Origin of the sequence: Zobellia alginiliquefaciens, from assembly GCF_029323795.1 — a bacterium.
Lineage (GTDB): Bacteria > Bacteroidota > Bacteroidia > Flavobacteriales > Flavobacteriaceae > Zobellia > Zobellia alginiliquefaciens.
Genome location: NZ_CP119758.1, coordinates 1,206,743 through 1,225,957, shown reverse-complemented (window position 1 = coordinate 1,225,957; position 19,215 = coordinate 1,206,743). Strand labels below are relative to the sequence as shown.

Here is a 19,215-nt window from a genome sequence, read left to right as displayed (position 1 = left end):
AAAGTTGAAGATTAGACTTTCATAATTTCTGCTTCTTTGACCACTAAAAAAGCATCTACTTTTTTGATGTATATATCGGTAAGTGCTTGCACATCTACCTCTGCATTTTTTTGTACATCCTCTGAAGCGTCGTCAAGGTCACGAATTTCTTTATTTGCATCTTGGCGAGCACTACGGATACCAACTTTAGCGTCTTCTGCTTCGGCTTTTGCCTGCTTGGTCAATTGAATCCTGCGTTCCTCCGTCAATGGCGGTACGTTAATAATAACAAAGTCGCCATTGTTCATTGGGTTGAAACCCAAGTTAGAGTTCATGATCGCCTTCTCAATTTCTTGTAGCATGTTCTTTTCCCAAGGCTGTACTGAAATTGTACGTCCATCAGGCGTGTTTATATTGGCTACTTGCGTTAGCGGAGTCTGAGAGCCATAGTATTCTACCATTACGGAAGAAAGCATAGCGGGACTCGCTTTACCTGCACGTATTTTAACAAACTCTTTTTCTAAATGCCTCATTGCAGCATCCATACTTTCCTTTGCGGAATCAAGTATAAACTGTATGTCTTCGTTCATAATTCAAATATAATATAAGCTACTAATAAAACTAAATTAAGGCTAAAGATTAACTACGGTGCCAATATTTTCGCCTTCTACTAATTTAATTAGGTTGCCCTGTGTATTCATATCAAAAACCACAATTGGTAGTTCGTTTTCTTGACTTAAAGTGAATGCGGTCGTATCCATTACTTTAAGGCCTTTTAAAAGAACGTCTGCAAAAGAAATGGTGTCAAACTTAGTTGCATTCTTATCTTTTTCAGGGTCTGAAGTGTAAATACCATCAACACGTGTGCCCTTAAGAATAACATCAGCTTCTATTTCAATAGCGCGTAATACGGCTGCTGAATCTGTAGTGAAGTAAGGGTTTCCGGTTCCGCCTCCAAAAATTACTACCCTACCTTTTTCTAAATGCCGCATGGCACGTCTTCTTATGAAAGGTTCGGCAACTTCGTTTATCTGAATTGCGGATTGCAAACGTGTTTGTACGCCTTGTAATTCCAATGCACTCTGAAGCGCAAGACCATTTATGACCGTAGCGAGCATACCCATATGGTCACCCTGAACCCGGTCCATACCCGTAGCGGCTCCTGCAAGGCCTCTAAATATGTTTCCGCCGCCAATAACAATGGCTACTTCAACACCTTTTTCAACTACTTCTTTAATTTCTTCCGCGTATTCTGCAAGCCGTTTAGAGTCTATTCCGTATTGCTTTTCGCCCATTAAGGCTTCACCGCTGAGTTTTAAGAGAATTCTTTTGTATTGCATGGCTAGTATTTCGTTGAGGCAAAAATAATCAAAAAAACTTAGGGTTCGTTTTTGAATCTTCATATAAATGAACCTTAATTATTTCCTAATAATGGCGGAGTATTCTGTTATATTTTATAATCTTGCAAACCTCTGTAAACGGGGTTATTACTTACATTAAAGTGTTAAACTATATACAATGAAGAAAATATGCTTACTTGCTTTTACGGTGCTTTTGGCCAGTTGTGGAGCAACCAAAACGGCTTTAACAGCGGAAAAGACACCGGTATTGGCTACGCTAGATTTAAAAAATGTTATTGATGATAAGGTTGCAGTTACGGTAGATGCTGGTGCTTTTACCACGGACGAGGTTTCTTTTTTTATACCTAAAACAGTGCCGGGTACGTATAGTACGGATAACTATGGGCAATATATTGAAGGTTTCAAAGCTTTTGATTACGATGGAAAAGAAATGGCATTTTCAAAAACCGATGATAATACTTGGAAGATCTCCGATGGAAAAAATTTGGACAAAGTTACCTATTACGTCAATGATACATATGACACGGAAGGAGAGGTAAAGGATAAGGTTTTTTCTCCATCGGGTACAAATATTATCGCCAATAAAACCTTTATGCTAAACCTGCATGGTTTTGTAGGATATTTTGGGGGATTGAAAGAGGTGCCTTATGAAATTACTATCTCAAGGCCGGAAACTTTAAAGGCAACGACTTCCTTGGAGCCTGCAGTAGTTGATGCTCCAGTGGCCAATGTAGATGTTTTTAGTGCTAACAGGTATTTTGAGGTGATAGATAATCCTATTTTATATGCTAAGCCTAATACGGAGACATTTGAGATTAACGGAATTACTGTAACCTTAAGTGTGTATTCGCCAACGGGTATTTATTCGGCTTTAAGCTTGAAAAACCGTATGGAAAAAATGATGGCGGCCCAAAAAACCTTTTTGGGGGATATTGATGGTACAAAGATTTATAATATTTTATTGTATTTATCTACTATGGAACCTGATGATGCATCAGGTTTTGGGGCTTTGGAACACCATACTTCTACAGTTGTGGTTTTGCCGGAAGCCATGCCAAAGGAGCGTTTGGAGCAAGCTATGGTCGATGTAGTTTCACATGAGTTTTTTCATATTGTAACCCCTTTAACAGTACACTCTATAGAAGTTCAGTATTTTGATTTTAATGACCCAAAAATGTCTAAGCATTTATGGATGTACGAGGGAACAACTGAATATTTTGCCAATCTCTTCCAAGTACAACAAGGTCTTATAGATGAGGCGGAGTTTTACCAGCGTTTGATGGATAAGGTAAATAATGCCAAGTCATATGATGATGAGATGTCTTTTACCGAGATGAGTGAGAATATCTTAGTTGAACCTTATAAAAAGAACTATGCGAACGTATATGAGAAAGGTACGTTAATTAATATGGCGCTGGATATTAGGCTGCGTGAATTAAGTAATGGTGAAAAGGGGGTGTTGTGGCTCATGAAGGAGCTTTCTGCAAAATACGGTAACGATGTGCCATTTGAAGATGATAAGTTATTTGATGAAATAGTGGAGATGACCTATCCGGAAATTCGTAATTTCTTCGATACCTACGTTATTGGAACTACGCCTATCAATTATAATGAATTTTTGCTCAAAGTGGGGCTTAAGACAGATGTAGTGGAGCAAGCATCAGGTTATTTTCTAGATGGGGATAATCCCTATATTGATGTAGACCCGAGTGACGAGGATGTTGTATTCGTACGAGAGGGCATTGAGCTTAATAGTTTTTTGAAAGGCTTGGGGGCTCAAGGCGGTGATGTTATTAAAAGTATAAATGATACGCCCATTACTCTAGAGTCGATCCGGCCTATTATTGGTCAAAGTTTTGGATGGACGGCTGAAACTGATATAAAAATGATGGTTACAAGAGGGGAGGAAGATGTTGTCCTAGAAGGTAAGGTAGGTACTCCAACTTTAAATGTTGAAACTATTACTCCGGTTGAAAATGCTAGTACGGAGGTGGTTGAGTTAAGAGAGTCTTGGTTAAAAGGTGAGTAATTATTCCTTGTTAATATAAATAGAAAAGAAAAGCGCTACTGTAGAAGTAGCGCTTTTTGTTTGGAGTGTAGTTAGTATATATTCATAAAAAAAATCGCCTAACAATTAAGTTGAGACGATTTTTAATATTTAGTTAGGAGTTTATCCTACTGTTACACGCTTAAAGTCGGTAACATGAACGTCTCCGTGAGATTCAACATATTTTGCAACACTGATTTTCTCATCTTTAATGAAATTCTGGTCTAACAGACACTGCTCTTGATCTAGAGTAGTGTTATCGGATACAAATCTTTCCATTTTACCTGGAAGAATTTTGTCCCAAATTTGCTCTGGCTTGCCTTCGGCTTTCAATTGTGCTTTCGCATCTTCTTCAGCTTTAGCTATAACTTCATCTGTTAATTGAGACATTGAAATGTACTGAGGAACGTTTTTAAGGGTTTTACCTAAACGACCTAGCTCTTCGTTGTCTTTTTCAATAACGGCAATTCTAGCTTCTGTTTCAGCAGCAACGAAAGAAGGGTCAAAATCTTTGTAAGACAAAGTTGTTGCTCCCATTGAAGCTACTTGCATAGAAACATCTTTTGCTAAAACTTCAGCAGAATCTACTTTAGCGGATAGACCAACTAATGCAGCAATCTTATTAATGTGTACATAAGTACCCACATAAGGAGCTTCTAGTTTTTCAAAAGCAGTGATCTCTAATTTCTCTCCAATAACTCCTGTTTGCTCAACTAATTTGTCAGCAACACTCATTCCTCCAAAATCAGCAGCTAAAAGCGCTTCTTTAGAATCATAGTTTAGAGCTATATCCGCAAGTTGATTCGCTAAAGCAAGAAAGTTTTCATTTTTTCCAACAAAATCAGTTTCACAACCTAAAACTATTGCAACACCAACGGTTTGGTCAGCGTTTAATTTAGAAACTGCAGCACCTTCAGATGAATCTCTGTCAGCTCTCTTTGCTGCTACTTTCTGTCCTTTCTTACGAAGAACTTCAATTGCTTTGTCAAAATCTCCCTCAGCTTCAACTAAAGCATTCTTGCAGTCCATCATTCCTGCGCCGGTAGCTTTTCTTAATTTGTTTACTTCTGCGGCTGTAATTTTTGCCATCTTGTGTTCTATTTTTCAATTTGCTCCAAGATAGCGAGAATTACTAGCGCTATCTTAAAGCAAATGTTATGTTATTATTTTATTTATATAAGGTAGAATAGAACTTATTCTACACCTCCTTTAACACTGTCTTGCCATTCTTTAAGCTCGTCCCATTTGCCATCAGCAGCCATTTTAGCCTGCTTTGGCCATGAAGTTGGGTCAAGGTGCGCCATTCTAGAGCTAGCCTCTGTAAGGATCTCTTTTATTTTTTCTGGATCACCTTCGGCCAATTTGGCGTAAGAATCAAAGCCGGCATTAACTAAAGCCTCGGCAGCTTTAGGTCCAACACCTTCTATTTTGGTGAAGTCTATATCGCTAGAATCTGCTTTCTGCTCTGCTTCAACAGCTGCTTTAGTAGCTTCAACATTTACTGTTGGTTCTGGTGTTTTAGCAACAACAGGTGGTGCTTTTGTTTCTACCGTTTTTGGAGTTGGTTCAATAGGGGCCTTTTGTTTTTCTGCTTTTTTAGGAGCATCAGCACCTTCCTTGTCCGATTGTTTTTCAGATTTACGCTCAGCAAGACCTTCCGCGATAGCCTCAGTTACTTGAGTCATAATAATGTCAATAGATTTTGAAGCATCATCGTTAGATGGAATCAAATAATCTACATCTCTTGGGTCTGAATTGGTATCGACCATTGCAAAAATAGGAATGTTCAATTTTTGAGCTTCCTTAACGGCAATGTGCTCGCGCATGGTGTCAACTATGAACAATGCACCAGGTAAACGTGTCATGTCAGAGATTGAACCTAAGTTCTTGTCTAGTTTGGCACGAAGACGGTCTACTTGTAGACGTTCTTTTTTAGATAAAGTCATGAATGTACCGTCTTTTTTCATACGGTCAATAGATGCCATTTTCTTTACTGCTTTACGAATAGTAACGAAATTGGTCAACATACCACCAGGCCATCTTTCAGTGATGAAAGGCATGTTTACATTTGCTACTTTTTCGGCAACGATGTCTTTTGCTTGTTTTTTTGTAGCAACAAAAAGAATTTTTCGTCCAGATGCAGCAATTTTTTGAAGAGCCTCATTAGCCTCGTCTAATTTTGCAACTGTTTTGTAAAGATTGATAACGTGGATACCGTTACGCTCCATGTAGATGTAGGGCGCCATGTTAGGGTTCCACTTTCGTGTAAGGTGGCCAAAATGCACACCAGCTTCCAATAATTGTTTTACTTCGACTTTCGCCATTTGAATTTAGTTTACGTTCTTATGAATTGGCAATGCCTAAGTGGTATGTCTGTAATAGACAAGCCTTAAGCATTTAGATGCTAAACTAACGGTGCCGTTGAACATGAGATGTTCTTGGGTCTCCCGAATAACTATTTCCTAAATTAAGGACAAATAGTTTTTAATTTATCCGCTTAACGCGAACTTTCAATGAACTTTGATTAAAGAAAAAATATAAAAAAGGTATCCATCGTGAGATGGATACCGTAATAATCTTGAATATTAACGTTTTGAGAACTGGAATTTCTTACGAGCTTTCTTCTGTCCGAATTTCTTACGCTCAACCATTCTTGGGTCACGAGTTAATAAACCTTCTGGTTTAAGAGTAAGTCTATTTTCTTCGTCAACTTCACACATAGCTCTAGAAAGAGCTAAGCGTATAGCTTCTGCTTGACCCGTAATACCACCACCGTATACGTTTACGCTTACGTCATAAGCTTCTTCGTTTTCAGTAAGTGCAAAAGGTTGCTTCACCTTATACTGTAGAGTAGCCGTTGGGAAATAATCGTTAAGATCTCTCTGGTTTACTGTAATGTTTCCTTTTCCTTCTGAAACATATACACGAGCAACCGCTGTCTTTCTTCTGCCGATTTTATGAATGGTCTCCATTACTTGAATTCTTTTAAGTTGATAACCTGTGGTTTTTGAGCTTCATGGTTATGTGCTGTTCCAACAAAAACTTTAAGGTTTCTGAAAAGATCGGCACCCAATCTGTTCTTAGGAAGCATTCCTTTAACCGCTTTTTCTACAATTGCTTCAGGTTTTTTAGCCAAAAGCTCTTTTACGGATGTAGTACGCTGACCACCAGGATAGCCTGTGTAACGAGAATAGGATTTATCATCCCATTTGTTTCCGGTTAAATTGATTTTCTCAGCATTGATAATAATCACATTATCACCACAATCAACATGAGGGGTGAAACTTGGCTTATGTTTTCCTCTAAGCATTTTGGCAACTTTAGAAGCCAATCGGCCTAAAGTCTCTCCTTCTGCATCAACTAATAACCACTGTTTGTCAACAGTTGTTTTATTGGCAGAAACGGTCTTATAACTTAATGTATCCACTACGGTTACTTTTTAATTAAACACTTCAATCCCGTCAAACGGGCTGCAAATGTACACTAATTCTATTGAAAAACAAGCGGTGTTTTACGATTATTTTTAGTTAAAAACACTCTTTTTCAAATTCTTGGGCAAATTTAATTAAAATCAAACACCTAAAATGGATGTTTCCGGTGAACTGGAAATTTATAGGTTTGTTTATTGAGAAAAATAAGAGGCTTAAATAGTAAGTGCTAACCTTAGTATGGCGGGTAAGTACGGAAAATGTAAAAAGAAGGTTCTATTGTTTGTAGAACTTTGTGTGAACTTTTTCTTCATTCGAACGAATGTTAATGATATATGCGCCCGAATCAAGGGAAGAAACAGGTATGCTTATGGCATTTCTTCGAATCTCCCATTGGTGTGAAAGTACAATGTTACCATAAATGTCCATTATGGAAATGGTTGCTTTAGCGGTATTTTTTAAGCCTAGTACATTAACAACGTTACTAGCTGGATTGGGAAATACCTTCACTTTTTTTACTGACGTCATGGTAGTTTTATGACCAATATTCTGTTCTGCAGCTTCCTGTGCATAGCTGTTGCAGACAAAGAATAAAATAGTAAAAAGTGTAGCTAACGTTTTCATTTGATTACTGGTAAAATCCATTCTGTGTAGAATAGGACTGTAAAAGTAAGTCTGAAAAGCCCTTTACGCCAATAAATGTTGTGAAAGGGCGTGTTTTGTATGTTAATGCGCCTCCAGCCAATCTTGTCCTAGGCCAACTTCTACATCTAACGGTACCGATAGCTTATAGGCATTCTCCATTTCGGATTTTATTAATCCGCTTAATTCATCCAATTCTGGCTTATATATATCAAACACCAATTCATCATGTACCTGTAAGAGCATTTTAGATTTGTAGTTGCCTTCAGCGAGTTTTTTGTGGATATTGATCATTGCTAGTTTTATGATATCCGCAGCGCTACCTTGAATAGGTGCGTTCACGGCGTTACGTTCTGCGGCACCGCGTACTATGGCATTACTTCCGTTAATGTCTTTAAGATATCGTCTTCTGCCCAACACAGTTGATACATAGCCATTGTCACGTGCAAAGTCTACCTGTTCGCCCATATAATTGCGAAGTTTTGGATACGTTTTATAATAGGTATCAATAAGTTCTTTGGCTTCGGAGCGTGATAAATCGGTTTGATTGCTCAGGCCAAAGGCAGAAACGCCATATATAATCCCAAAGTTTACGGTTTTGGCATTGCTTCTTTGCTCGCGAGTGACTTCTTCAATTGGTACGTTAAATACTTTTGATGCAGTGGAAGCATGAATGTCTTCGCCATTTTTAAAGGCTTCGATCATAGTGGTCTCTTCACTCAATGCCGCAATAATACGTAATTCAATTTGAGAATAATCCGCAGCTAACAAAATGTAGTTCTCATCCCTTGGAACAAAAGCTTTACGGACTTGACGGCCTCGTTCGGTTCGAATAGGAATATTTTGTAGGTTTGGATTATTACTGCTTAATCTGCCGGTTGCGGCAACAGTTTGCATATAATCTGTGTGAACGCGGCCCGTAGTAGCTTCTACTTGTGCAGGTAACGCATCTACGTAGGTGCTTTTTAGTTTTGCCAGCCCACGGTAGTTCAATACATTTTGAATAATCTCATGGTCCTTGGCCAAATAGGAAAGTACATCTTCCGAGGTAGAAAACTGACCTGTTTTGGTCTTTTTGGGCTTGTCAACTAATTTCATTTTGCTGAACAAAATTTCACCCAGTTGCTTTGGTGAACCTATATTGAATTCTTCTCCTGCGGCTTCGTAAATTTTTTCTTCAAGACTTTTGATGTCATTATTTAGGTCTTCGGAAAGTCCGTTCAGGAATTTTTCATCCAAATTGATGCCTTCTAACTCCATATCGGCTAGAACTTGTAATAATGGAATCTCTATATCTTTAAAAAGAACATCGGTCTTTGCTTCTGCCAGTTCAGGTCTGAAATGTTCTGCCAATTGAAAAGTTATATCTGCATCTTCAATAGCATATTCTGTTTGCTTTTCCAAAGGCACATCACGCATGCTCAATTGGTTCTTTCCTTTTTTGCCAATAAGCTCAGTTATGGAAACAGGCGTGTAATTAAGGTAGGTTTCGGACAGTACATCCATATTGTGGCGCATATCCGGATTGATCAGGTAGTGCGCCAACATAGTGTCAAAAAACTTCCCTTTTACCTTAATATTATACTTGTCTAAAACTTTGATGTCGTATTTAAGGTTTTGACCAATTTTCTCAATGGTTTCGGACTCAAAGAAAGGTCGTAGAATTTCTATGAGTTCCTGTGCCTCATCTTTATTTTCAGGGAAAGGAATGTAATACCCTTTTGTGGCTTCCCATGAAAATGCTATACCTACAAGTTGCGCTTCCAGCGGATTTAACGAGGTGGTTTCCGTATCAAAACAAACCGAGGTCTGCTTCATTAGATTTTGAACAAAGAGCTTCATGGCCATACCTGCAGCAACACTTTGGTAAACGTGAGGTACGTCTTTAATAGTTTTTCTGCTAGAACTATCTGTAATGGTAGCTGCGGAAGATCCATCGCCACCAAAAAGTGAAAATTGCCCGCTGCCTGCTGATGAAGAGCCCGAAGCTTGTTGTTTGGCAGTTTCAGTACTGCTTACTTGTGTTTCGTTTTCGGTTTCTCCTGAAAATATTTTGATGAACTGGTCTTTTAGTCGCCTGAATTCCAGCTCTTCAAAAATCCCTTGAACTTTCTCGCTATCTGGAACCGACATTTCATAATCCTCGGCATTGAAAGTAACATCGCAATCTATGCAGATAGTGGCAAGTTTTTTAGAGAGAAGCCCTAATTCCTTATTTGCTTCTACCTTTTCTTTCATTTTGCCTTTCAGCTTATCGGTATTCGCCAATAGGCCTTCCATTGAGTCAAATTGCTCAATGAATTTTTTAGCTGTTTTGTCGCCAACACCGGGTAGACCGGGAATATTATCACTGGCATCGCCCATCATGCCCAAGTAATCTATCACCTGTTCTGGGCGTTCCACCCCAAAACGTTTTTGTATTTCGGGTATGCCCCATATTTCTATACCGTTACCCATTCGTGCAGGGCGGTACATGAAAATGTTCTCGGAAACCAACTGCCCAAAATCCTTATCCGGAGTAACCATAAAAACTTTATACTCTTCTTTTTCGGCCTGTTTTGCCAGGGTGCCAATGATGTCATCGGCTTCCCAGCCTTCCAGAACTACGGACGGTATGTGCATGGCTTTTAAAATATCCTGAATATAAGGTACTGCAATGCGAATGGCATCCGGGGTTTCATCCCTATTCGCTTTGTACTCAGGGAACAATTCAGTACGTTCGGCACTTCCGCCTTTATCGAAACAAACGGCTAGGTGGTCTGGTTTTTCTCTTTTTATAACGTCAAAAAGGGAATTCATGAACCCCATAATGGCAGAGGTATCCATTCCTTTTGAGTTTATTCTCGGGTTTTTAATAAGGGCATAATATCCACGGAAAATTAGTGCGTAGGCGTCTAGTAAGAAGAGTCGTTTTTGTTCAGGCATTTTATAGTTTTTCAAAAGGTTTCAAAGCTAATCAAGTTTTTGAATACTTTTTAAGGTTTTAAGATTTGATGTAGCTTTCCGAAGGATTATTTACATGCCCTTCTTCAGAATAGGACCGATACGTAAATCCGGGATGAATACAATAACTGCCGGTTTCGCCAGCTTTATTAATAGCTATAAAACCGATTTGAAAATCATTTCGACCTTTATTTTTGGCCATAATTCGTTCTACGCCTTCTTTACAAGCTTCTTGAGGAGACTTTCCTTGTCGCATTAATTCTACGATAAGAAAGCTGCCTACGGTACGGACTACCTCTTCGCCCACGCCGGTAGCTGTTGCTCCGCCTATTTCGTTATCAACAAAAAGTCCAGCTCCAATAATCGGAGAATCACCAACGCGCCCCGCCATTTTGTATCCCATGCCACTTGTGGTACAAGCTCCGGAAATATCTCCATTGGCATCAATGGCAAGCATGCCAATAGTATCATGGTTTTCAATATTTATGATAGGTTTGTATTGCGAGGTTTTTTTCCATTCCAACCATTCCTGTTTTGATTTTTCGGTAAGGAGATTGGTTTTCTTAAATCCCATTTCATAAGCAAATTGTTCAGCCCCTTTTCCGGCAAGCATAACATGTGGGGTTTCCTCCATTACTTTACGAGCAACCAAAATAGGGTTAGCGATGTTTTGCATGGCCAATACAGCGCCGCAGTTTCCATCTTTATCCATAATACAAGCATCCAAAGTTACGTTTCCGTCTCGGTCCGGTCTGCCACCAACGCCTACGGTTTGGTTGTTGATATCATTTTCTTCTATCATTACACCTTCGGTTACAGCATCTAATGAAGAGCCACCGTCTTTTAAAGTTTCCCATGCTTTTGAAGATGCGTTGTGAAAATCCCATGTACAAATTACAATAGGTTTTACGGCAGCTATAGTGTCTGTAGTTGTTTTAGTAGATGTATGGGTTTGGGCAGCCAATAAAGGGGTTGAAATTAAACCTGCGGTTGCGGCAGTGGAATTTTTTAGGAACTTTCTTCTTTCCATGGTCTTTAGATTTCTATTTTAGGCGTAGTTTTAAAATGCCACTTGGGCATTAAATATAAGTAAAATGCTAGTAGAAGTCTGTGCCAATTCTTTGCAATCTGCATTAAATGCTCAAAAAGCGGGAGCTGACCGTATTGAGCTTTGTGCCGAACTCGCCGTAGGGGGAATTACTCCTTCATATGGTTTGCTGAAAAGTGTACGAGAGCAAATTTCCATTCCTGTTCATGTGCTCATACGCCCGCGTAGCGGAGATTTCACCTATTCTGCTGATGAGCTAAAAATTATGAAAGAGAATATTGCTCTCTGTTCACAATTGGGGTTTGAAGGGATTGTGTCTGGGGTATTAAAATCTAATTATACATTAAATGTTGAGCAAACCCAAGAGCTTATTGCTGCTTCCGGTGATATGAGATTTACATTTCATCGTGCATTCGATTGGGTGGAAGACCCTTTTAAAACCTTATCTCAGCTGGAAGAATTGGGGGTAGACTACATATTAACGTCTGGCCAACAAAAATCGGCGGTAGCAGGAATAGAACTTTTGAAGAGGCTTCATGCGAAAACTAAAAATTGTACCCTTATGCCAGGTGGGGGAGTGCGGCCTGAAAATGTTATGGATTTTAAAAAATGGGGTTTTGGAGCTGTTCATCTTTCGGGAGTTAAATTTTTAAGAACGTTGCCCGAAACGAATAAGGTTTCTATGAATTCTCCATTGTTCTTAAAAGACAGTGAAGTTGCTATAACTGACTCAAACACAATTATAGATATAGTAAATAGGGTTAAATAAAATGTAAATGAGGTAATCCCTGTGGAGGATTCAAATACCTTTGCAACTATGCTACGTTGGATTATATTTATTGTCATTTATTTTATAATGGGCCTTTATACTTTGCAGGCGCTAAAAACTGTAACAAGATACCCTTGGGTGTATTATCTCTTCATTACTGTAGCCGTATTGGTACTGGGTAATTTTATCTATCAATTTACGCTGGGGGAAGAAGAAGGTAGAGTGTTGAGTAGGGCTAAAAGTTATGCTTTTGGGCTATTGCTGACCGTGTTGGCGTTTCAAATGGTTACCATACTTTTTCTTTTGTCCGAAGATGTATTTCGGTTTTTATCTAGTGGTTATCAGAAATTTTTTGGGCAATCTAAGGTCTTTACTTTCCCTGAACGCAGAAAATTTTTAAGCATTTTGGGGCTTGGTTTGGCTGCAATTCCGTTTGGGGCATTACTTTATGGAATGTATAAGGGTAAATATAATTTTAAGGTGCTGAAGTATAATTTGGAGTTTGATGATTTGCCCGATGCTTTTGATGGTTATCAAATCACCCAAATATCCGATGTACATAGTGGTAGTTTTGATGATAGAAAAAAGATTGAATATGCTATTGACCTTATTAATGAGCAGGATAGTGATGTTATTCTTTTTACAGGCGATATGGTAAATAACTTGGCTACGGAAATGGAACCTTGGGCAGACCTGTTTGCTACCTTGAGTGCTAAAGATGGTAAGTTTTCTATATTGGGGAATCATGACTACGGAGACTACGTGGACTGGGAAACTGAAGAGGCCAAACATCAGAATTTAGAGGATTTAAAAAACCTCCAGCGTAATATGGGCTTCGATTTGTTATTGAATGAAAATCGATTTTTACAAAAAGGAGACGATAAGATAGCTCTAGTAGGTGTGGAAAACTGGGGACGTGGAGGCTTTAAGAAAGTTGGTGATCTTAAAAAGGCAGTAGCTAATGTAGATAAAGACGATTTTAAAATACTTATGAGTCATGATCCTTCTCATTGGGAAGATGTAGTCCTGCATGATGAATATCATTACCACCTTACTTTAAGCGGGCATACCCATGGGATGCAATTTGGAATAGAAATACCAGGTTGGATCAAGTGGAGTCCCGTAAAATGGCGTTACAAATATTGGGCAGGAATTTATAAAGAACTTGGGCAATACATAAACGTAAACCGTGGCTTCGGCTTTTTAGGGTATCCAGGTAGGGTAGGGATATGGCCCGAGATTAGTGTGATTACACTAAAAAAGAAAGCTTAACATGATTTTAACGTCGCCTAAAGCCTATAAAATTGGGGCTATAGGTGGCAATTTAACATTTTTTCTTACATTTGGCCCCTAACCCAATGAACTACGTATGTCAAAGTTTGGTGAACTTATAGATTTAAAAATTCCTGTTCTTTTGGATTTTTATGCGGATTGGAACGAGCAATCGAATTCAATGCATGCGGTTCTGCGTGATGTAGCTGCTGCTTTGGGTGATAAGGGCAAGGTTATTAAGATAGATGTAGATAAGAACAAAGAGCTTGCTCAAGCCCTTCGCGTTAAGGGTTTGCCTACACTCATGATTTACAAAAAAGGTGAAATGGTTTGGCGCCAAAGTGGTGAACAGGATGCCAATACCCTTATAGGTATTTTGAACGAGTATCTATAACCGTTTTATTCAGAATTCTAATTTACCGGTGTTTTCACCCGGATTATTATAATATAAAAAAGGTCTTTTATCAATGATAAAAGACCTTTTTTAGTTCTTGTACTGTGGACTACTAGTTAGTAGCGGGAACAAGCGTAGTATCCAATACCTTTTCACCTCCTGCGGTCGCTGCATCTATTGCGGTAGTGTCAGAAACTGGTACGGTGTCTTCTAGGTCTGGGTCTTGGCCAGGCTCTAATTCGTCTTCCTGTAAAATATTGTCTTTGTAGAAATGTCTGAATTTGTCAATATATTCATTGAATATCAGTGTTTCCTTTTCCGCCATTTCTCGGTCGTTATTGCCAATTAAGATATCAATGTTCCTTCTGTAGCCTTCCATATCGGCAATGATCTCATCTATTTTTTCATATTGCTCCTCCAGTGGTATCCCGGCATAGTACTCCAAACGGTCTTGATAGATGTATTTTAGCTTGCCAAAGAGTTCCCTTGCTTTGGTGGTTTCTCCAACTTTATAATATCCGTCTACAAAAGGCTCAACAAAAGTATAGTAGCCAAAATACTCAACGGGAAGGTTTGTTATTGAAAGGTCGATAATGTCCTTCGCCTTTTCTATTTTATCTTCTTTGAGCAATTGCTCCAGTAACCTCGCCAAGTTACTACGGTAAGATAGACCTTGAATACGCGTTTGAGGGTCGTGATAAATGTCTGAGCTTCCAGAGTTGCCCCAATCCCAATTGGTAACCACATCATACATAAGGTCAGTGTCTATGCGTCCCATTTCAAAAGAGTTTCTGCGCTCCGTTTTAATTGGCACTAGTTTGTATGCCATGCCATCTAATTGCAAATAATCCTTCATCCAAATGAATTCGGCATCGTCAAAACTTCCGCCTGAAAAGTAGATAGGGCGTGTCCAGTCATTGTTTGCTATGATATCCAACATCATCATGCTCTTTTTGGTAATTGCACTTTTTGGCAAGTCAATATCAATATGGTCAACTATCAGAGCGGAATCTTTTGCTTTCACCAATCCGCTTTCTAGAACATTCTTTTTGTTTACCGGAATACGAAGCTTGTTTGTAGGGTAGTAGACAATATTCTGGCTGCTTTCTGAATAAGCCGCCATGTCAATATTTTCTTGACGTTCTAAAATGTATTTCAGTTTTGTTTGTGGATTGTCACTATCTACCCATTTAATAAAGTCCTGAATAGACCAACGGCTTTCCGATATCTTTTTGTTGAAAAGAGGGTCAACGGTCTGATAATACAATACATCACGTGAACCCCAACGGTATTTATCATGCTCAATTTGCGAAGGAATAGCTTCGCTTTCGTAAGCCTTTCTTTTCATTTGATCAATGTACCAATCAGTCTCAAAAAGGCTGGTGCAGACAATACGAACATCGGTTCTGTAGCCTTCAATCTCTTGGGCGTACCAAAGTGGGAAGGTGTCATTGTCTCCAATGGTGAACAGTATAGCGCCAGCATCTTCTTGGCAAGAATCCAAATATGCTTTCGCGGACGAATTGGCGGTATATCGATTAGATCGGTCGTGATCGTCCCAGTTTTGTACTGCCATTACCGTAGGAACGGCTAAAAGACAAACTAGGGTCACGGCCGGAGCGAGTATTTTTGGCGTTAGGTATTTCTTGAGCTCGTCAAAAAGTCCATAAACACCCAAACCTATCCATATGCCAAACACATAAAAAGATCCCACAAGGGAATAGTCTCTTTCGCGAGGTTGGAAAATATAGGGGTTGGTGTAAAATTGAATAGCCAGGCCAGTGAATAAAAAGAATATTAAAAGGACCCAGAACTGCTTTGGGTTTTTACTGATTTGAAATAGTATGCCTACGATACCCAATATTAGCGGAAGTAAATAATAGGTGTTTCTTGCCTTGTTGTTTTTAACTTCATCCGGTAAGTTGTCTTGGCTTCCTAAACGTGGGCTGTCAACTAGGTCAATGCCACTTAACCATTCGCCGTTTCCGTTATATCTACCTTGAACGTCGTTGTTTTTGCCTGAAAAATTCCACATAAAATACCGCCAGTACATGTAGCCGAACTGAAATTGAACCATGTACTTAATATTCTGCCAAACAGATGGAGGTTCAACCTCAAGGTAGTCTCCAAACCGTCTTAAGAAGCTAATATATTGCTCGGCGTCTATTTCTCCATTTGCAAAACCATCTTTTACCTGTGCAACCGCGGCTCTAAGTTCTTCGTTGGATTGTGTCATTTTAAAATCCAAAGGCCCAAAGTACTTCATGTAGTTTTCAGCATTCTGACCACTCCACATACGTGGTAAAAGTCCAATGTGCTTAGGGTCGTCTCCTGGGATAGCGCCTTTGTAATAGTTAACTATTACATACTTCCCTAACTCTTCGTCTTTCTCATATTTAGGTGCTTCATCCTTGTCTTCACCACCTGTTCCAAATGTATTGGAGTAGTAGGTGCCATAAACGGGACTATCCACACTAGGATATTGCTCTCTGTTATAGTAGGCGAGTAAGGCACGCGCATCTTCGGGATTATTCTCGTTGATTACAACTCTTGCGTTGGCGCGAATAGGAAGCATCATCCAAGAAGAGAATCCTAAGAACAGAAACATGATGCAAAGAACAATTGTGTTTGCTGTCTTATAATTGTTTTTTCGGGTGTAGTTTAATCCAAAGTAAAAGGTGGCGATAAAAATTAGCCCCATTATAATGGATCCCGAGTTAAACGGAAGCCCTATGCTATTGATGAAAAAGACCTCACTCCATCCAAAAAGTTTTAGTACGTAAGTAAGGGAGAATTTGTACACCAACATTAATACTGCAATAACAACTACGTTTGCGAGTAAAAAGTTCTTTACTGTAGTTTTTTCGTAGGTTTTGAAATAATAGAGCAAACCTATGGAAGGTATGGCCAAAAAGCCCATGAACTGCACACCAAAAGTTAGCCCCACCACAAAAGATATGAGAACGATCCATTTGTTTCCTCTAGGGTTTTCTAGGTCATCTACCCATTTTAGGCCGAGCCAAAGTAGTAGTGCCATTAATAAGCTGGCGGTAGAGTATACTTCCGTTTCAACAGCATTAAACCAGAAGCTATCGGAAAAAGTAAAAGCAAGAGACCCTACAATACCGCTACCTAAAATAGCAATAGCCTTACTGTTTGTTATAACTTCGTCTTTACGTTTAATAAGCTTTTGGGTGAGATTGGTAATCGTCCAAAACATAAAGAGGATAGTAAACGCACTTGATACGCCTGAGACGTAATTCACCATACGAGCCACTTGGTCGGGCTCAACGGCAAACATGGCAAAAAAGGCTCCAATCATCTGTAGTAAGGGAGCTCCGGGCGGGTGACCTACCTGAAGTTTTGCGGAAGTGGCAATATATTCCCCTGCATCCCAAAAACTGTTGGTGGGTTCAACGGTGATTGCATAAGTAATGAGGGCTATAAAAAAGACGGACCATCCGAGAAGATTGTCCCATTTTTCGAAGTTCTTTGAAAACATGTATTATTAGGTTTAACCAATGCGGCGAATTTACTAATTAATATAGATATGGATGGGTATTTTTGATAAACCTTTAACAAGTGCTTTGTAAGAAGAATGTGAATTTATAAGTAACTGAAGCTTTGTGAGCGGGACTTGCGCAATAGAAACGGTTCTATTTGTTAATTTTAGGGCTCTGGTAATCTGCCAGTTGTACAGATTTTAAATTTTTGTTGTAAAAAATGTTTGTGTAAATGAAACTTTGTTTTAAATTTGCACGCTCAAACGCTGAACATATTTCGGCAACAATTACGGTAATGGCCTATGGTGTAATTGGCAACACAGCTGTTTTTGGTACAGTCGTTCTAGGTTCGAGTCCTAGTAGGCCAACAGAAAGTTAAAAACCCGATACTTAAAAGTATCGGGTTTTTTGTTTTTATTGGGGAAGATTGTCTTGTTCTGTGTCCTCAATATCCCCAAGAGAATCTTCTTTGTTTTCTGTTGTTGAATCTTCCGTTTCGGTTTCGGTAGTTGCTGCTTCATGTTCGTTTAGTTGGTCTTCTGCTTCGTTTCGTGCTAAAATTTCTTCATCGATCTCATCTAACATGGTTCCCATTTTCTTTTTGTCCCGTATCATGGCCCAGGTCATAATTAAACTGGTGGCAATAATTACGAACAACAAGATGCCGGATTCAAAGCCTGGTACCTCCGCTTTTACGGGAATGGCGTAAAATAAGAGAATAGTGATTAGTCCTCTTGGGGCAATAAAAGCCTGTGGTAGGATGTCCTTACCGATGAAAACTCGTAATATCAAAAATCGAATAACATAAATTGACGTAATGATTAGTATGCTTACCATGGCTACGTTCAAACTCATTAACGAGGCCAGTACAATGGTTACACCAAAGATGACAAAGAAAAAAGTACGTACTACAAATGCGGTTTCCAGTGTAATAATGTGGAGTTCATGATAGATTTGGTGCATTTTCTCTTTTTCAAGAAAAATTGCCGTCTTCCCGGGAAAGAACAATTTTACGTTTGCGATTACCAAGCCGAATATTAAAATAATGATCAGGGAGGATAAATGCATCTTTTTCCCAATGGCGTACAGGAGAAGCAATACGGCTATCAATAAAAATTGTTTAGCCTGGCTTTTTATTTTTTGAAAAATAAGAACCAAGGCGTAACTGGCTATTATGGCAATAACTATGGTTAGAACAATATTTCCGGCAAAAGCCACCGCTCCGGAATCGGTTTCAGGGTCTAATCCTCCTGTTAGGAAATAGAACATCATGATGCCCATAATATCCGAAAAGGTGCTTTCGTAAATATGAAATTCTTTCTTGTCCTCTCTAAGGCTACTAACGCTGGGTATGATAATAGCGCTAGATAGGATGGAAAGTGGTGTGGCATAGAGCCAGGCAGATTGCATGGTCATGCCATCTATAAATTGGTACAGTATTAATGCTGCTACCCATGCCGAAGCCACAAGGCCAAGTAAGGCAATGGCCATAGATTTTAAAATGGGAATAAGCTTTTCGCGTTTAAGTTCAAGCTCTAGGGCGGCCTCAAGAACTATCATAATCAGTCCTACGGTGCCTATAATTTCTAATGTGCCGCGGAGATTTTTCTCAAAGTCTATTTCCGTCCCCATTACGTACTTAAGGGCAAATTGCAAAGCTACGCCCAGAACAATTAGCATAAGAACGGATGGAATGTTGGTTTTTTTTGAAATGCCGTTGAACCAAAAGGAGATGATGACTATGGCGGAAGCGCCAATAATCATATTGTACGAAGAGAGAATTTCCATGGTTGATTATTTGGTTGGGTTATTTTAAAAGTACTATTAAA

The 19,215-nt window shown here is 39.1% G+C and carries 15 protein-coding genes and 1 tRNA gene; 5 read left to right on the top strand and 11 right to left on the bottom strand.

Going from position 1 to position 19,215, the window contains the following annotated elements:
• Nucleotides 1–11: 11 nt before the first annotated feature.
• Both frr and pyrH read right to left on the bottom strand, forming a co-directional pair.
• Nucleotides 12–569: a ribosome recycling factor gene (gene frr, locus P0077_RS05165; protein ID WP_276168070.1), complete on the bottom strand. Its 558-nt coding sequence runs from the start codon at nt 567–569 to the stop codon at nt 12–14.
• Nucleotides 570–611: 42 nt separating this feature from the next.
• The gene (gene pyrH / locus P0077_RS05160; RefSeq protein WP_226967933.1) at nt 612–1,319 is read right to left on the bottom strand and encodes a UMP kinase; all 708 of its coding nucleotides are present in this window, start codon (nt 1,317–1,319) and stop codon (nt 612–614) included.
• 178 nt (nt 1,320–1,497) lie between these two features.
• Here pyrH and P0077_RS05155 point away from each other — a divergent pair, with 178 nt between their 5' ends.
• Nucleotides 1,498–3,369 carry a M61 family metallopeptidase gene (locus P0077_RS05155; protein WP_276168069.1) on the top strand — a complete coding sequence of 624 codons (1,872 nt, stop codon included), beginning with the start codon at nt 1,498–1,500 and terminating at the stop codon, nt 3,367–3,369.
• A gap of 141 nt (nt 3,370–3,510) precedes the next feature.
• Here the strand turns inward: P0077_RS05155 and tsf are convergent, their stop codons facing one another.
• From tsf to P0077_RS05120, 7 genes are all read right to left on the bottom strand, one after another.
• The gene (tsf, locus tag P0077_RS05150) at nt 3,511–4,476 is read right to left on the bottom strand and encodes a translation elongation factor Ts (RefSeq protein WP_276168068.1); all 966 of its coding nucleotides are present in this window, start codon (nt 4,474–4,476) and stop codon (nt 3,511–3,513) included.
• Between the two features lie 104 nt (nt 4,477–4,580).
• On the bottom strand, nt 4,581–5,711 hold the full coding sequence (gene rpsB / locus P0077_RS05145) for a 30S ribosomal protein S2 (protein WP_276168067.1): 1,131 nt from the start codon (nt 5,709–5,711) through the stop codon (nt 4,581–4,583).
• 261 nt (nt 5,712–5,972) lie between these two features.
• Nucleotides 5,973–6,359: a 30S ribosomal protein S9 gene (gene rpsI, locus P0077_RS05140; protein WP_276168066.1), complete on the bottom strand. Its 387-nt coding sequence runs from the start codon at nt 6,357–6,359 to the stop codon at nt 5,973–5,975.
• A complete protein-coding gene (gene rplM / locus P0077_RS05135; RefSeq protein ID WP_276168065.1) occupies nt 6,359–6,814 on the bottom strand; it encodes a 50S ribosomal protein L13 in 456 nt (151 codons plus the stop codon). Before rplM ends, rpsI begins: the two co-directional genes overlap by 1 nt.
• Before the next feature lie 277 nt (nt 6,815–7,091).
• Nucleotides 7,092–7,439 (bottom strand): T9SS type A sorting domain-containing protein, encoded by a 348-nt coding sequence (locus P0077_RS05130; protein WP_276168064.1) that lies wholly within the window; start codon nt 7,437–7,439, stop codon nt 7,092–7,094.
• A gap of 102 nt (nt 7,440–7,541) precedes the next feature.
• On the bottom strand, nt 7,542–10,382 hold the full coding sequence (gene polA, locus P0077_RS05125; protein ID WP_276168062.1) for a DNA polymerase I: 2,841 nt from the start codon (nt 10,380–10,382) through the stop codon (nt 7,542–7,544).
• A 58-nt stretch (nt 10,383–10,440) separates the two neighbouring features.
• Nucleotides 10,441–11,430 carry an isoaspartyl peptidase/L-asparaginase family protein gene (locus P0077_RS05120; protein WP_276168061.1) on the bottom strand — a complete coding sequence of 330 codons (990 nt, stop codon included), beginning with the start codon at nt 11,428–11,430 and terminating at the stop codon, nt 10,441–10,443.
• Between the two features lie 64 nt (nt 11,431–11,494).
• Here P0077_RS05120 and P0077_RS05115 point away from each other — a divergent pair, with 64 nt between their 5' ends.
• From P0077_RS05115 to P0077_RS05105, 3 genes are all read left to right on the top strand, one after another.
• Nucleotides 11,495–12,217 (top strand): copper homeostasis protein CutC, encoded by a 723-nt coding sequence (locus P0077_RS05115; RefSeq protein WP_276168060.1) that lies wholly within the window; start codon nt 11,495–11,497, stop codon nt 12,215–12,217.
• 48 nt (nt 12,218–12,265) lie between these two features.
• Nucleotides 12,266–13,489: a metallophosphoesterase gene (locus tag P0077_RS05110; protein ID WP_276168059.1), complete on the top strand. Its 1,224-nt coding sequence runs from the start codon at nt 12,266–12,268 to the stop codon at nt 13,487–13,489.
• Nucleotides 13,490–13,586: 97 nt separating this feature from the next.
• Nucleotides 13,587–13,883 (top strand): thioredoxin family protein, encoded by a 297-nt coding sequence (locus P0077_RS05105; protein ID WP_038237892.1) that lies wholly within the window; start codon nt 13,587–13,589, stop codon nt 13,881–13,883.
• A 112-nt stretch (nt 13,884–13,995) separates the two neighbouring features.
• Here P0077_RS05105 and P0077_RS05100 read toward each other — a convergent pair whose 3' ends face one another.
• Nucleotides 13,996–17,385 carry a glycosyltransferase family 117 protein gene (locus P0077_RS05100; protein ID WP_276168058.1) on the bottom strand — a complete coding sequence of 1,130 codons (3,390 nt, stop codon included), beginning with the start codon at nt 17,383–17,385 and terminating at the stop codon, nt 13,996–13,998.
• 297 nt (nt 17,386–17,682) lie between these two features.
• Here P0077_RS05100 and P0077_RS05095 point away from each other — a divergent pair.
• Nucleotides 17,683–17,754: transfer RNA gene (locus tag P0077_RS05095), tRNA-Gln, on the top strand.
• A 46-nt stretch (nt 17,755–17,800) separates the two neighbouring features.
• Here the strand turns inward: P0077_RS05095 and P0077_RS05090 are convergent.
• Nucleotides 17,801–19,174, bottom strand: coding sequence for a cation:proton antiporter domain-containing protein (locus P0077_RS05090; protein WP_276168057.1), 1,374 nt, complete (start codon nt 19,172–19,174; stop codon nt 17,801–17,803).
• Nucleotides 19,175–19,215 lie beyond the last annotated feature (41 nt).

Bases quoted from the DNA above. Each gene is read 5' to 3' on its own strand.
- tsf (WP_276168068.1), bottom strand. From the start codon at position 4,476: ATGGCAAAAATTACAGCCGCAGAAGTAAACAAATTAAGAAAAGCTACC.
- pyrH (WP_226967933.1), bottom strand. From the start codon at position 1,319: ATGCAATACAAAAGAATTCTCTTAAAACTCAGCGGTGAAGCCTTAATG.
- P0077_RS05090 (WP_276168057.1), bottom strand. From the start codon at position 19,174: ATGGAAATTCTCTCTTCGTACAATATGATTATTGGCGCTTCCGCCATA.
- P0077_RS05100 (WP_276168058.1), bottom strand. From the start codon at position 17,385: ATGTTTTCAAAGAACTTCGAAAAATGGGACAATCTTCTCGGATGGTCC.
- frr (WP_276168070.1), bottom strand. From the start codon at position 569: ATGAACGAAGACATACAGTTTATACTTGATTCCGCAAAGGAAAGTATG.
- rpsI (WP_276168066.1), bottom strand. From the start codon at position 6,359: ATGGAGACCATTCATAAAATCGGCAGAAGAAAGACAGCGGTTGCTCGT.
- P0077_RS05130 (WP_276168064.1), bottom strand. From the start codon at position 7,439: ATGAAAACGTTAGCTACACTTTTTACTATTTTATTCTTTGTCTGCAAC.
- P0077_RS05105 (WP_038237892.1), top strand. From the start codon at position 13,587: ATGTCAAAGTTTGGTGAACTTATAGATTTAAAAATTCCTGTTCTTTTG.
- P0077_RS05155 (WP_276168069.1), top strand. From the start codon at position 1,498: ATGAAGAAAATATGCTTACTTGCTTTTACGGTGCTTTTGGCCAGTTGT.
- P0077_RS05110 (WP_276168059.1), top strand. From the start codon at position 12,266: ATGCTACGTTGGATTATATTTATTGTCATTTATTTTATAATGGGCCTT.
- P0077_RS05115 (WP_276168060.1), top strand. From the start codon at position 11,495: ATGCTAGTAGAAGTCTGTGCCAATTCTTTGCAATCTGCATTAAATGCT.
- P0077_RS05120 (WP_276168061.1), bottom strand. From the start codon at position 11,430: ATGGAAAGAAGAAAGTTCCTAAAAAATTCCACTGCCGCAACCGCAGGT.
- rpsB (WP_276168067.1), bottom strand. From the start codon at position 5,711: ATGGCGAAAGTCGAAGTAAAACAATTATTGGAAGCTGGTGTGCATTTT.
- polA (WP_276168062.1), bottom strand. From the start codon at position 10,382: ATGCCTGAACAAAAACGACTCTTCTTACTAGACGCCTACGCACTAATT.